Origin of the sequence: Streptomyces sp. H39-C1, assembly GCF_027158125.1 — a bacterium.
In the GTDB taxonomy this organism is placed as follows: Bacteria; Actinomycetota; Actinomycetes; order Streptomycetales; family Streptomycetaceae; genus Actinacidiphila; species Actinacidiphila fildesensis.
Map to the genome: position 1 here is coordinate 8,323 of NZ_JAPVLS010000004.1, position 14,357 is coordinate 22,679.

11 protein-coding genes are annotated in these 14,357 nt (G+C 70.3%); 9 read left to right on the plus strand and 2 right to left on the minus strand.

Going from position 1 to position 14,357, the window contains the following annotated elements; genetic code table 11:
• From O3W51_RS04030 to O3W51_RS04070, 9 genes are all read left to right on the plus strand, one after another.
• Positions 1–3,337: HAMP domain-containing protein (locus tag O3W51_RS04030; protein ID WP_269283811.1), on the plus strand; the 3,337-nt coding region annotated here is incomplete at its 5' end.
• A gap of 225 nt (positions 3,338–3,562) precedes the next feature.
• Positions 3,563–4,243: a response regulator gene (locus O3W51_RS04035; RefSeq protein WP_138358936.1), complete on the plus strand. Its 681-nt coding sequence runs from the start codon at positions 3,563–3,565 to the stop codon at positions 4,241–4,243.
• Positions 4,244–4,357: 114 nt separating this feature from the next.
• Positions 4,358–7,111: an FtsK/SpoIIIE family DNA translocase gene (locus O3W51_RS04040; protein WP_269283819.1), complete on the plus strand. Its 2,754-nt coding sequence runs from the start codon at positions 4,358–4,360 to the stop codon at positions 7,109–7,111.
• 232 nt (positions 7,112–7,343) lie between these two features.
• Entirely contained in the window at positions 7,344–8,135 is a 792-nt protein-coding gene (locus tag O3W51_RS04045; RefSeq protein WP_138358940.1) for a helix-turn-helix domain-containing protein, read from the plus strand.
• Between the two features lie 48 nt (positions 8,136–8,183).
• Positions 8,184–9,674 (plus strand): 30S ribosomal protein S12 methylthiotransferase RimO, encoded by a 1,491-nt coding sequence (gene rimO / locus O3W51_RS04050; protein ID WP_138358942.1) that lies wholly within the window; start codon positions 8,184–8,186, stop codon positions 9,672–9,674.
• On the plus strand, positions 9,671–10,450 hold the full coding sequence (gene pgsA, locus O3W51_RS04055; RefSeq protein WP_443048239.1) for a CDP-diacylglycerol--glycerol-3-phosphate 3-phosphatidyltransferase: 780 nt from the start codon (positions 9,671–9,673) through the stop codon (positions 10,448–10,450). The genes rimO and pgsA overlap by 4 nt, the downstream gene beginning before the upstream one ends.
• A complete protein-coding gene (locus O3W51_RS04060; protein WP_138358946.1) occupies positions 10,447–11,007 on the plus strand; it encodes a CinA family protein in 561 nt (186 codons plus the stop codon). The genes pgsA and O3W51_RS04060 overlap by 4 nt, the downstream gene beginning before the upstream one ends.
• 94 nt (positions 11,008–11,101) lie before the next feature.
• On the plus strand, positions 11,102–11,485 hold the full coding sequence (locus O3W51_RS04065; RefSeq protein ID WP_138358948.1) for a helix-turn-helix domain-containing protein: 384 nt from the start codon (positions 11,102–11,104) through the stop codon (positions 11,483–11,485).
• 166 nt (positions 11,486–11,651) lie between these two features.
• Positions 11,652–12,122, plus strand: a complete 471-nt coding sequence (locus tag O3W51_RS04070; protein WP_138358950.1) for a Dps family protein — start codon at positions 11,652–11,654, stop codon at positions 12,120–12,122.
• 601 nt (positions 12,123–12,723) lie between these two features.
• On the opposite strand, the gene O3W51_RS04080 is transcribed toward O3W51_RS04070, so the two are convergent.
• Positions 12,724–13,521: an SDR family NAD(P)-dependent oxidoreductase gene (locus tag O3W51_RS04080; protein ID WP_138358587.1), complete on the minus strand. Its 798-nt coding sequence runs from the start codon at positions 13,519–13,521 to the stop codon at positions 12,724–12,726.
• Positions 13,522–13,553: 32 nt separating this feature from the next.
• Positions 13,554–14,354 (minus strand): Fpg/Nei family DNA glycosylase, encoded by an 801-nt coding sequence (locus O3W51_RS04085; RefSeq protein ID WP_198358073.1) that lies wholly within the window; start codon positions 14,352–14,354, stop codon positions 13,554–13,556.
• Positions 14,355–14,357 lie beyond the last annotated feature (3 nt).

Genomic DNA, 14,357 nt, shown 5'->3' on the forward strand with positions numbered 1-14,357 from the left:
GGACCTGTCGCAGAAGATCGACGTGGACGCCCGGGGCGAGATCCTCGAGCTGAAGAACACCATCAACCGGATGGTCGACCAGCTGTCCTCGTTCGCCGACCAGGTGACCCGGGTGGCCCGCGAGGTGGGTACCGAGGGGATCCTGGGCGGCCAGGCCGAGGTCAAGGGAGTGAGCGGCACGTGGAAGGACCTCACGCAGTCCGTCAACTTCATGGCCAACAACCTGACGAGCCAGGTCCGCAACATCGCCGAGGTCACGACGGCGGTCGCCAGCGGCGATCTGTCGAAGAAGATCACCGTCGACGCCAAGGGCGAGATCCTCGCCCTGGTCACCACCGTCAACACGATGGTGGACACGCTGTCGGCGTTCGGTGACGAGGTCACCCGCGTCGCCCGTGAGGTGGGTACCGAGGGCCAGTTGGGCGGGCAGGCCCGGGTGCGCGACGTGTCGGGCATCTGGAAGGACCTGACCGACAACGTCAACCTGATGGCCAACAACCTGACCAATCAGGTGCGTTCGATCGCCGCGGTCGCCACCGCGGTCGCCAACGGCGATCTCACCAAGAAGATCACCGTCGAGGCGCGCGGCGAGGTCGCCCAGCTTGCAGAAACGATCAACACGATGGTCGACACGCTGTCGGCGTTCGGTGACGAGGTCACCCGCGTCGCCCGCGAGGTCGGCACCGAGGGCATCCTCGGCGGCCAGGCCCGCGTTCCCGGCGTCGCCGGCACGTGGAAGGACCTCACCGAATCGGTGAACGGCATGGCGTCCAACCTCACCGGCCAGGTCCGCAACATCGCCATGGTGACCACCGCGGTCGCCCGCGGCGACCTGTCCAAGAAGATCGACGTGGACGCCCGCGGCGAGATCCTGGAGCTGAAGACGACCATCAACACGATGGTCGGCCAGCTGTCCGCCTTCGGTGACGAGGTCACCCGGGTGGCGCGCGAGGTGGGTACCGAGGGCCGGCTGGGCGGCCAGGCCCGGGTTCCGGACGTGTCCGGCATCTGGAAGGACCTCACCGAATCGGTGAACCTGATGGCCAACAACCTGACCAGCCAGGTCCGCAACATCGCGCAGGTGGCCACCGCGGTGACCCGCGGCGACCTCAATCTCCGGATCGACGTGGACGCGGCCGGCGAGATCCTGGAGCTCCAGGACTACATCAACACGATGATCGTGCGCCTCCGGGAGACCACGCTCGCCAACAAGGAGCAGGACTGGCTCAAGGGCAACCTGGCCCGTATCTCCGGTCTGATGCAGGGCCGCCGGGAGCTGGGCGACGTGGCCGCGCTGATCATGAGCGAGCTGACCCCGGTGGTCTCCGCGCAGCACGGCGCGTTCTTCCTCGCCGAGGAGATCGGTGACGGCAGCGAGATCGGCGCGGGGGAGGACGAGGACGCGTACGAGCTGCGGCTCGTCGGGTCGTACGGCTTCTCCAAGCGCTCGATGCCCACCACGTTCCTGCCCGGTGAGGCGCTGATCGGGCAGGCCGCGATCGAGAAGCGGTCGATCCTGGTGGAGAACGTGCCGCCGGGGTACCTGAAGATCGTGTCAGGGCTCGGTGAGGCGCCCCCGGCGCATGTCATCGTCCTTCCGGTGCTGTTCGAGGACCGGATCCTGGGTGTGATCGAACTGGCCGCGTTCCAGCCGTTCACCCAGATCCAGAAGGACTTCCTCAGCCAGATCACCGACATCATCGCGATCAGCGTGAACACGATCAGCGTCAACACCAAGACCGAGGGGCTGCTGGAGCAGTCCCAGGAGCTGACCGAGCAGCTCAAGGAGCGTTCGGGCGAGCTGGAGAACCGGCAGAAGGCGCTGCAGCTGTCCAACGCCGAGCTGGAGGAGAAGGCCGAGCTGCTGGCCCGGCAGAACCGCGACATCGAGGTGAAGAACACCGAGATCGAGGAGGCCCGGCAGGTCCTGGAGGAGCGCGCCGAGCAGCTCGCGGTCTCGATGCGCTACAAGTCCGAGTTCCTGGCCAACATGTCGCACGAGCTGCGCACCCCGCTCAACTCGCTGCTGATCCTGGCCAAGCTGCTCGCCGACAACGCCGACGGAAACCTGTCGTCCAAGCAGGTCGAGTTCTCCGAGACGATCCACGGCGCGGGCTCGGACCTGCTGCAGCTCATCAACGACATCCTCGACCTGTCGAAGGTCGAGGCGGGCAAGATGGACGTCAGTCCGACCCGTATCGCCCTGGTGCAGCTCGTCGACTACGTCGAGGCGACGTTCCGTCCGCTGACGGCGGAGAAGGGCCTGGACTTCTCGGTCCGGGTCTCGCCGGAGCTCCCGGTCACCCTGCACACGGACGAGCAGCGGCTGCTGCAGGTGCTGCGCAACCTGCTCTCCAACGCGGTGAAGTTCACCGACAGCGGCTCCGTCGAGCTGGTCATCCGGCCGGCGGGTCCCGAGGTCCCGCAGTCGATCCGCGAGCAGCTGCTGGAGTCCGGGGCGCTGCGCGACGCGGACCAGCCGCTGATCGCGTTCTCCGTCACCGACACCGGGATCGGGATCGCGGCGAGCAAGATGCGGGTGATCTTCGAGGCGTTCAAGCAGGCCGACGGCACCACCAGCCGCAAGTACGGCGGCACCGGCCTGGGCCTGTCGATCAGCCGGGAGATCGCCCGGCTGCTGGGCGGCGAGATCCACGCCGACAGCCAGCCCGGCCGCGGCTCGACCTTCACCCTGTACCTGCCGCTCAGCAGCAGTGAACTGCCGCCGCACGGCTACCCGCAGCTGCCCGGGGGCGAGGTGATCAGCGAGTCGGAGCACCACGCGCCCGCCCGCAACCGTCTCGCGGGCAGCAGCCTGTCCCGGCTGCGCCGCCGCTCGGCGCCGCCGCAGCTGCAGTCGCTCCCGGGACAGCCCACGGCGCTGCCCGCGGAGGAGTCCTGGGTGGACGGCACACACTCCGACGGGTACGCGCGCTTCGCGGGCGGGTTCAACGGCGAGAAGGTGCTCATCGTCGACGACGACATCCGCAATGTCTTCGCGCTGACCAGCGTGCTGGAACAGCACGGGCTGACGGTGCTCTACGCGGAGAACGGCCGCGAGGGGATCGAGGTCCTGGAGCAGCACGACGATGTCGCGATCGTCCTGATGGACATCATGATGCCGGAGATGGACGGTTATGCGACGACGACGGCGATCCGCAGGATGCCGCAGTTCGCCGGACTGCCGATCCTGGCGCTGACGGCGAAGGCGATGAAGGGTGACCGGGAGAAGAGCATCGAGTCCGGAGCGTCGGACTATGTCACCAAGCCGGTCGACACCGATCACCTGCTGGCACTCATGGAGCAGTGGATGAACGCCCGTGGAACACCCCGTTGAAAGGTGGACTGTTGACGGGGTGTGTCCCTTCAGGTGTGAGGGGGCGGGATTCAGGGAACCTTCTGGTCTCCGCTAGCGTTTCTGCTTCGTGCACAGTGACATGGCGGTGACAGGGTGTGGCGAACGGCAGGTGCGGCTACCATGACCGGCACAAGGACGGGCGGCGCAAGGGAGTCGTCCCCGGGGGCGGCCACCAGCGTGGTGTCGGGACGAGGAGGGCGGGCCATGGTGCAGAAGGCCAAGATCCTTCTTGTCGACGACCGGCCGGAGAATCTGCTGGCGCTGGAGGCGATCCTCTCGGCGCTCGATCAGACGCTGGTACGGGCGGCATCCGGGGAAGAGGCGCTGAAGGCGCTGCTCACGGACGATTTCGCGGTGATCCTGCTCGATGTGCAGATGCCGGGCATGGACGGGTTCGAGACCGCCGCCCACATCAAGCGGCGCGAGCGGACCCGTGACATCCCGATCATCTTCCTGACGGCGATCAACCACGGCCCGCACCACACCTTCCGCGGTTACGCGGCCGGTGCGGTCGACTACATCTCCAAACCCTTCGACCCGTGGGTGCTGCGCGCCAAGGTGTCGGTCTTCGTCGAGCTCTACATGAAGAACTGCCAGCTGCGGGAGCAGGCGGCGCTGCTGCGCCTCCAGCTCGAGCAGGGCGCTTCGGTGGGCGTCAACGGGGCGAAGGAGCCTGCCGGGCTGCTCGCCGAACTGTCCGCGCGGCTGGCCGCCGTCGAGGAGCAGGCCGAGGCGCTGTCGAAGCAGCTCGACGAGTCGGCGGACGCGGCCGCGGTGGCGACCGCCGCGCATCTGGAGCGCAAGCTCACCGGTCTGCGGCGGGCGTTGGACGCTCTGGAGCCCGGCACCGGCGACGGCGGCGTCAGGTATCCCCCACAGGACTGAGCGGAACCCCCGCCGTTGACGCTGCGTCACCCTTGGCCCACCCGAGGCGCGACACGGACGGGGGTATCCGACGCACGCGTGTCCAGCCGGGTCTTCGGAGGTAATCTCGGCACCATGGCCTCACGTACGCCCGGCGGCACTGCCAAGAAAGCTCCGGCGAAGCCTGCGGCCAAGAAGACCGCGGCGAAGAAGACCGCAGCGAAGAAACCACCTGCCAAGAAGGCGGCGGCCCCCCGTGCGGCGAAGGGGGGCGCTCCCAAGCCCGCTCCCAAAGCGGCCCCGTCGCCCACCGGTGGCGTGTACCGGATGACGCGTGCCCTGTGGCTCGGCGTCGCCCACGGCATCGGCGCGGTGTTCCGCGGCATAGGGCGCGGCGCACGCGGCCTCGACCCCGCGCACCGCAAGGACGGCATGGTGCTGCTGCTGCTCGGTCTGACGCTGGTCGTGGCCGCGGGCACCTGGTCCAATCTCCGTGGCCCGGTCGGCGATCTCGTGGAGATGCTCGTCACCGGCGCGTTCGGCCGGCTCGATCTGCTGGTGCCGATACTGATCGGCGTCGTCGCGGTCCGGCTGATGCGGCACCCGGAGCAGCCCGAGGCCAACGGGCGGATCGTCATCGGGCTGTCCACCCTGGTCCTCGGCGCCCTCGGCCTGGTCCACCTGGCCTGCGGTTCGCCGAGCCGGGACGCGGGAGCCGAGGCGCTGCGCGACGCGGGCGGCCTGATCGGCTGGGCGGCCGCGTCGCCGCTGCTCTACACCGTCGGCTCGGCGCTCGCCGTACCGCTGCTGCTGCTCATCACCGTCTTCGGGCTGCTGGTCGTGACGGCCACCCCGGTCAACGCGATTCCGCAGCGGCTGCGGCTGCTCGGCACCAAGCTCGGCCTGTACGAGGCCCCGGAGGACCTGGACGACCTGGACGCCGTTCCGATGGAGGAGCTGTTCGAGGACGATCAGGAGCAGGAGCACGACGTCCCGCGCCGCAGGTCCCCGCTGCGCTTCACCAAGCACGACCAGGGCATGGAGGAACTCGCGGCACTGGGGGAGTTCGGCGACGAGGCGGCCGACGAGCCCCGGCCGCGCCGCCGCCCGCGGCGCAGGCCCGAGCCCGGCGAGCAGGACTACGCGGCCGCCTCCGGCATCGACGCGGTGGACGTGGCGGCCGCCGCGGCCGCGGCGCTGGACGGCGCCGTGCTGCACGGCGTGCAGCCGTCACCGCTGCTCGCCGGTCTCAGCAACAGCGTCAAGACGGGTTCCGGCAGCGGATCGGGCGTGCCCGCGGCCCGCGCCGAGGACGAGCCGTCGACCGGCTCCGGCGTCCCGGACCTCACCAAGAAGACCCTCGACCCGGTGGACCCGCTCCCGCCGCGCGCCGAGCAGCTCCAGCTGTCCGGCGACATCACCTACTCGCTGCCCTCGCTGGACCTGCTGGAACGCGGCGGACCCGGCCGTACCCGCAGCGCGGCGAACGACGCGGTGGTCGCCTCGCTGCAGCAGGTCTTCACCGAGTTCAAGGTCGACGCCACGGTCACCGGCTTCACCCGCGGCCCGACGGTCACCCGCTACGAGATCGAGCTGGGCTCGGCGGTCAAGGTCGAGCGGATCACGGCGCTGGCCAAGAACATCGCGTACTCCGTCGCCAGCCCGGACGTCCGGATCATCAGCCCGATCCCCGGCAAGTCGGCGGTCGGCATCGAGATCCCGAACAGCGACCGCGAGATGGTCAACGTCGGCGACGTACTGCGGTCCGCCGCGGCGGCCGGCGAGGACCACCCGATGACGGTGGCGCTCGGCAAGGACGTCGAGGGCGGGTACGTCATGGCGAACCTCGCCAAGATGCCGCACATCCTGGTCGCCGGCGCGACCGGGTCGGGAAAGTCGTCCTGCATCAACGGCCTCATCACCTCGATCATGTGCCGCGCCACCCCGGACGAGGTCCGGATGGTGCTGGTGGACCCCAAGCGCGTCGAGCTGACCGCGTACGAGGGCATCCCGCACCTGATCACGCCGATCATCACCAACCCGAAGCGGGCCGCCGAGGCCCTGCAGTGGGTGGTCCGCGAGATGGACCTGCGCTACGACGACCTGGCGGCCTTCGGCTTCCGGCACATCGACGACTTCAACGCGGCGGTGCGGTCCGGCAAGACCCAGCCGCTGCCGGGCAGCGAGCGCGAGCTGTCGCCGTACCCGTACCTGCTGGTGATCGTGGACGAGCTGGCCGACCTGATGATGGTCGCGCCGCGCGATGTGGAGGACTCGATCGTCCGCATCACGCAGCTGGCCCGCGCCGCCGGGATCCACCTGGTGCTGGCCACCCAGCGGCCCAGCGTCGACGTCGTCACCGGTCTGATCAAGGCGAACGTGCCGTCGCGGCTGGCCTTCTCCACCTCCTCGCTCGCCGACAGCCGGGTCATCCTGGACCAGAACGGCGCCGAGAAGCTGATCGGCAGGGGCGACGGGCTCTTCCTCCCGATGGGCGCGAACAAGCCGACCCGTATGCAGGGCGCCTTCGTCACCGAGGAGGAGATCGCCAAGATCGTCGAGCACTGCAAGGCGCAGCTGACGCCGACGTACCGGACGGACGTGGCGGTCGGCACGGCGCCCAAGCGGGAGGTCGACGAGGAGATCGGCGACGATCTGGACCTGTTGTGCCAGGCGGCGGAGCTGGTCGTCTCCACCCAGTTCGGCTCGACCTCGATGCTGCAGCGAAAGCTGCGTGTGGGATTCGCCAAGGCGGGCAGGCTCATGGATCTGATGGAATCGCGCGGAATCGTCGGGCCGAGCGAAGGTTCGAAGGCGCGGGATGTCATGGTCAAAGCGGACGAACTGGATGGGGTTCTGGCCGTCATCCGCGGTGATGCTCACTCGTAAGAGCATGCGGGGCAACCGTTTCTCCTGTTCGTGCGTCAAGTTGATGCAGGAGGACGACATATGGCCGACTGTCAGGCTCGCTCGGGCTGTCAGGTCCATGCGCGCCGGATCCGTGAGAGACGGTCCGGCAATCCTGATGGCGGACAAAGACCGGCTGTCCGCTTGCCCCACTCTTTCGCTACCCCCCTAGACTGAATCTCCAGCAGGTGGCTGCAGCCTGAAAGGCTTCCTCGTGTCCCTCGGCAACCCGCCCTCCGACGACCGGCCCTCCGTCGGTCGTGCCCTTGCCCAGGCCCGCCTCGCCGCCGGACTGACCATTGACGAGGTCAGCTCCACGACGCGGGTGCGCGCCCCCATCGTGCTCGCCATCGAACAGGACGACTTCTCCCGTTGCGGTGGCGACGTCTATGCCCGCGGTCACATCCGCAACCTCGCCCGCGCCGTCGGGATCGACCCCGAGCCGCTGGTCCAGCAGTACGCGGACGAGCACGGTGGCGCCACCACCCAGGTCCCCGTCGCGCCGCTCTACGAGGCGGAGCGGATCCGCCCGGACCGCCGCCGTCCGAACTGGACCGCGGCGATGGTCGCGGCGATCGTCGCCGTCGTCGGGTTCGTGGGCTTCACCGCGTTCAACGGATCCGGCGGCAACACGCCGTCGGCCGCCGCGAAGCCCTCGGTGACCGCCACCACGGCCAAGCCCAGTCCCAAGCCGGCCGACCCCAAGCCCGAGCCGACGGACAGCGCGATCGCCGCCGCTCCGGTGGGCAAGGTGACCGTGAAGCTGACCGCGGACGTCGGCAAGAGCTGGATCCAGGTGACGGACAGCACCGGCAAGCCGCTCTTCGCCGACACCCTGGAGAAGGGCGACTCCAAGACCTTCACCGACGGCAAGAAGATCAAACTCGTGATCGGCGACGCGGGCGCGATCAAGCTCTTCGTCAACGGCAAGGACCTCGGTCCGGCGGGCACGGACGGCCAGGTCGTGCGGCTCACCTTCACCCCCGGAGACCCCCAGGCCGGGTGAACGAGGGTGAACGTAAGAGGGACGGCTGGGACAAAGTAGGCTGAGCCTATGCCCGAACCCCGTACCGTCGCCCTTGTCACGCTCGGCTGCGCCCGCAATGAGGTGGATTCCGAGGAGCTCGCCGGCCGTCTGGCGGCGGACGGCTGGCAGCTGGTGGATGACGCCGCGGACGCCGACGTCGCCGTGGTCAACACCTGCGGCTTCGTCGACGCCGCCAAGAAGGACTCCGTGGACGCCCTCCTGGAGGCCAATGACCTCAAGGGTCATGGCCGCACCCAGGCGGTCGTCGCGGTCGGCTGCATGGCCGAGCGGTACGGCAAGGAGCTCTCCGAGGCCCTGCCCGAGGCCGACGCGGTGCTCGGCTTCGACGACTACACGGACATCTCCGACCGCCTCCAGACCATCCTCTCCGGTGGCGTGCACGCCTCGCACACCCCGCGCGACCGCCGCAAGCTGCTGCCGATCAGCCCCGCCGAGCGGCAGGGCGCCACGGTGGCGCTGCCCGGCCACGCGCAGGAGGCCCCGGCCCCCGCGCCGGCCGACCTCCCCGAGGGCGTCGCCCCCGCCTCGGGGCCCCGCGCGCCGCTGCGCCGCCGCCTGGACAACAGCCCGGTCGCCTCGGTGAAGCTGGCCTCCGGCTGCGACCGCCGCTGCTCGTTCTGCGCCATCCCGTCCTTCCGTGGCTCGTTCATCTCCCGCCGCCCCTCCGATGTCCTCGGCGAGACGCGCTGGCTCGCCGACCAGGGCGTCAGCGAGGTCATGCTGGTCAGCGAGAACAACACCTCTTACGGCAAGGACCTCGGCGACATCCGGCTGCTGGAGACGCTGCTGCCGGAGCTGGCGGCCGTCCCGGGCATCGAGCGGATCCGGGTCAGCTACCTGCAGCCCGCCGAGATGCGCCCCGGCCTGATCGACGCCCTGACCTCGACCGACAAGGTCATGCCGTACTTCGACCTCTCGTTCCAGCACTCGGCGCCCGGCGTGCTGCGCGCGATGCGCCGCTTCGGCAGCACCGAGAGCTTCCTGGAACTGCTCGGCACCATCCGCGGCAAGGCCCCGGAGGCCGGCGTCCGCTCCAACTTCATCGTCGGCTTCCCCGGCGAGACCGAGGCGGACCTGGAGGAGCTGGAACGCTTCCTCAGCTCCGCGCGGCTCGACGCCATCGGGGTCTTCGGGTACTCGGACGAGGACGGCACCGAAGCGGCCGGCTACGGGGACAAGCTCGACGAGGACACCGTCGCCCGGCGGCTGGCGCGCGTGTCGCGTCTCGCCGAGGAGCTGACCGCGCAGCGCGCCCTGGAGCGGCTCGGCTCCACCGTGCGGGTGCTGGTCGAATCCATCGACGAGGAGACCGGCGAGGCGGTCGGCCGCGCCGACCACCAGGCGCCGGAAACGGACGGATCGACCACGCTGACCTCCTGCGAGGGGCTGAAGCCGGGCATGATGGTAACCGCGAAGGTGATCGACACCGAAGGTGTCGACCTCATCGCGGAACCCCTGACCGGGGGCGACTGTTCTGTGGAGGAGGTGGGCAGATGACCGGAGTCCCCGTGCCGGCCGCGGCCACCCCGGACCACATGGGCGATCCTGTGGTCGGCCAGGCCGGGCTCTGGAACATCGCCAACCTGCTCACGATGATGCGGCTGGTGCTGGTTCCCGGCTTCGTCATGCTGCTGATCCACGACGGCGGCCACGACCCCGCCTGGCGTTCGTTCGCCTGGGCGGCGTTCGCCATCGCGATGATCACCGACCTCTTCGACGGGGAACTGGCCCGGCGCTACGGGCTGGTCACCGACTTCGGCAAGATCGCCGACCCCATCGCCGACAAGGCGATCATGGGCGCCGCGCTCGTCGGGCTGTCCGCGCTGGGCGACCTGCCGTGGTGGGTGACCGGAGTGATCCTCTTCCGGGAGATCGGCATCACGCTGATGCGCTTCTGGGTGATCCGGCACGGAGTGATCCCGGCCAGCCGCGGCGGCAAGCTCAAGACGCTGACCCAGGGCATCGCGGTCGGCATGTACATCCTGGCTCTCACCGGGCCGCTGGCGACGCTGCGGGCCTGGGCGATGGCCGCGGCCGTCGTGCTGACCGTCCTCACCGGGCTCGACTACATCCGGCAGGCCGTCGTGCTGCGCCGGGCCGGCCTCGCCGCGCAGCGCGAGCGCGCGGCCGCCCAGGCCGAACCGCCGGCCGAACCCGGCCTGCGGGCCGCGTCTGATCTCCGGGCCACGGTGGACGCGGAACCGGAGCACGGACAGGATCCGGAGCGCGAACAGCGGACCTCCCCGCGGCGGCAGAGTCACCAGAACGGATGACAGCTGCCGAGGTGTTGCGACTGCTCGACGGCCGGGGGCTCACCCTGGCGGTCGCCGAGTCGCTGACCGGCGGTCTGCTGGCCGCGGAGCTGACGTCCGTCCCCGGAGCCTCCCGGACCTTCCGCGGCTCGGTGACGGCCTACGCGACGGAACTCAAGCACGTACTGCTCGGCGTGGACGCCGCACTGCTGGCCGATCGAGGAGCGGTCGACCCTCAGGTGGCCCTCGAGATGGCCGAGGGTGTGCGGAGCAGACTGGAAGCCGACTGGGGCGTGGCCACCACCGGTGTCGCGGGACCGGATCCGCAGGACGGGCAGCCGGTCGGCACGGTGTACGTGGCGGTGGCCGGTCCCGGAGGCTCGGCGGTCGACCCGCTGCGGCTGGAGGGCAGCCGCTCCGGGATCCGTGCCGCCAGCGTGACCGCCGCACTCGCTCTGCTGGAGCGGTCCCTCACAACAGGGGTGCCGTCCCGCGCGACAGGGGTGCCGTCCCTCACGACCGGGGTGCGGGCGAAGGATAGGGAAGAAGACGGGGGCAAGGGATGTTTGCAGCCCTGAGTGAACACGTCATCGCTCCCCGCACGGCCGGTGCCCGAGGCGGTACGGTGGGGCAAGAAGGATCCGGATTCGCGGTCCGAGGAGGGAGCCACCGATGATCCTGCTCCGTCGCCTGTTGGGTGACGTGCTGCGTCGGCAGCGCCAACGTCAGGGCCGCACTCTGCGTGAGGTCTCCTCTTCCGCCCGGGTGTCCCTGGGCTATCTGTCCGAAGTGGAGCGAGGGCAGAAGGAGGCATCCTCCGAGCTGCTCTCCGCGATCTGCGACGCGCTGGACGTCCCGATGTCCGAGGTGATGCGCGAGGTCAGCGATGATCTGTCGCTCGCGGAGCTGGCCCAGTCGGCGGCGTCCGAGACTCCTGCGGCGCCGATGCGACCACTGTTGGGTGCGGTGACCTCCGTCACATCCGTGACGACCGAGCGGGTCACCATCAAGGCGCCGAAGGCGCCCGCTGAGGCCGTTGACGTGGTCGCGGCCTGAGCCGCCCGTCACTCCAGAAGTTCTTGCACCGGGACCCCGGTCGGCACTGCCGACCGGGGTCCCGCTCTTTTGCCAGGCACAGCGGGACGAGGCAGGGTAGGCGATACGGAGTTAACAGGGCTTAACGGACTATTCGTCAGGCCCGTCGCCAGTAGGAGGATTCCGCATGAGTGTCGTCAAGAGCCCGCTGTCCGAGAAGCACCGCAAGATCGTCAGTGAGGCGCTGCAGGGCGCTCTGGTGGATCTCGTGGATCTGGCGCTGGTGTCCAAGCAGGTCCACTGGACCGTGGTGGGCCCGCGCTTCCGCTCGGTCCATCTGCAGCTCGACGAGGTCGTCGACACCGCCAGGCTGCACGCCGACACGGTGGCGGAGCGGGCCTCCGCGATCGGCGTCACGGCGGACGGGCGGGCCGACACGGTCTCGAAGACCAGCGGGATCGACACGGTCACCGACGGCTGGATCAAGGACACGCAGGCGGTGGGCATCCTCATCGCGGCACTCGACTCGGTGATCGAGCGGATGCGGGAGCGCATCGGGACGACGGGGGACGCCGACCCGGTCACGCAGGACATCATCATCGGGCTCACGGCGGACCTGGAGAAGTTCCACTGGATGTTCCAGGCGGAGAACGTGTAGCGGGAAGCGCCGGCGCTGCGCTCGGCGGGCGCCTGTGGCGCTCGGGGGCGGTCGGGTGCTTAGGGGGGTGGCGGCGCGGGCCGCTCGGGGCGCCCCAGGGGCCTCCTGCGCCCCGCGTGCCCCGGGCTGCGCGCCCCGCGCGCCTCGTACGCCCTGGTGCCCGTGGTCCTGAGCGGTCTACGATGGGCGGCTCGTCACGTTGCGTTGATGTATCGTCGCAGGCAGTGGCGATGCGCTGCTCCCATCGGGTGAACGTCCGGGCGGGGGCGGCGGCAGAGGGCTAGCGATCTTGGGAACCGGGCATCGCACCCTGGTACGGAGAGCCTCCCGGGGCTCTCCGCCGCAACCTCGGGGTTCCGAAGGAGGCGGCCATGCGCGTGCTCCAGCTCCAGGTCATCCGGAGTCTGTGGTCCCGCAGGGCGGTCCGCTGGACCGTCGCGCTGGGCCTGGGCGTCCTGTGGTGGTGGGCCGCGCTGCGGCTCGCCGTGCAGCCCGACCGGGCCGGGCCCTTCGAGAGTGCCGTGACAGCGGGCGGCTGGGGGCTGGGCCTGATACCGCTGCACGCCGTACCGCGCACCGCTGCCCGAACCCGGCGCGGCCGCTACCAGGGCATCGCCACTCCGCCGTTCGGCCGGAGGATCTGGCCGGTGGTGAAGGCCGAGGCGTCGGAGGCGAGGAAGAGCACGGACCCCGCCACGTCCTCGGGGGTGCCGACCCGCCCCAGCGGCGCCATCCGCACGAGCGACGCCTCGGCGCGCGCCTGGGCGGCCTCGTCGAAGGATCCGTCGGACCCCGTCCCGTAGTGGGAGGTCATCGGGGTGCGGATGAACCCCGGGGCGATGGCGTTGGCGCGGATGCCGAGCGGACCGAGTTCGGTCGCCAGGGTTCTGGTGAGCTGCACGACGGCGGCTTTGGAGACGCTGTAGCAGAGCAGTCCGCGGGCGCCGGTGTCGATCGCGCCGGAGGCCATCGTGATGATGCTGCCGGACCGCTGGGCGGTCATGGCGCGTGCCGCCTCCTGGGCGCTGTGCAGCACGCCCTTGAAGTTGACGCCGAGGACGCGGTCCAGATCGGCGTCGTCCGTCTCCAGGACGCTGCTGCTGTGCATGATCCCGGCGATGGCCGCCAGGACGTCCAGCCGCCCGTGGTCGCGGACCGTCTCGGCGACGGTCTCGGCGATCTGGGCCCGGTCGGTGACGTCCAGCTGCCGGGCGCGGGCGGCGCCGCCGGCCTTCTCGATCAGTTCCGCGGTCTCCCGCACGCCGGGGCCGTCGCGGTCCGCGCAGACGACGGTGGCGCCGGCCTCGGCCAGCAGAACGGCGGACGCGCGGCCGATCCCGCTCGCGGCGCCGGTGACCAGTGCGGTGCGTCCGGTGAGGTCGTACGCCTTCATGGGCATGACGCGACGGTACGACTGTATCTGACGGTCCGTCAATTATCGTGCGGGTGCGGACCTCGCTGGCAGCGCGGACACCAGTACGCGACGCGGGCCCGTTCCGGTGGTCCGTGCTGTCCGACGCGGACGGCGGTGCCGCAGCGCAGGCACGGCCGGTGCTCCCTGCCGTACACCCAGTGGGTGCGGCCGCGCCGCAGGTCCCCGGTGGTGATGTGGCCGGGGCGGGCCTTGTTCGCCTCCAGCAGTTTCTTGGCGAGCACCACCAGCTTCTCCGGCCCGGCCTCGCCGACCGGCGTCCAGGGGGTGATGCCGCGCAGGAAGCAGAGCTCCGACACGTAGACGTTGCCGACGCCCGCCAGATTGCGCTGGTCCAGGAGGGCCTCGCCGACCGGCCGGGCGGGCTCGGCGCGCAGCCGCGCCGCGGCCTCGGCCGGATCCCAGTCCGGGCCCAGCAGATCGGGTCCGAGATGGCCGACGACGCTGTCCTCCTCGGCGGTGGGCAGCAGTTCCAGCACCGGCAGCCGGTAGCCGACCGCCACCCGCGCGGGTGTCTCCAGCACGGCGCGGACCTGGTGGAGGGGGCCGCCGCGCCACCGGTCACCCGGCCCGTACAGATGCCAGGAGCCGTCCATACGCAGATGGGAGTGGAGCGTCAGACCGCCGTCGAAGCGCGTCATCAGATGCTTGCCGCGCGCGACCACCTCGGTGACGCGGCGGTCCGTGAGGTCAGTGGTGGCGAGCTGCGGCACGCGCAGGTCGGCGCGGACGAGGGACCGGCCCGCCAGGGCCTCGTCGAGCCGGCGTGCGGTCAGCCAGACCGTGTCTCCTTCGGGCACCTC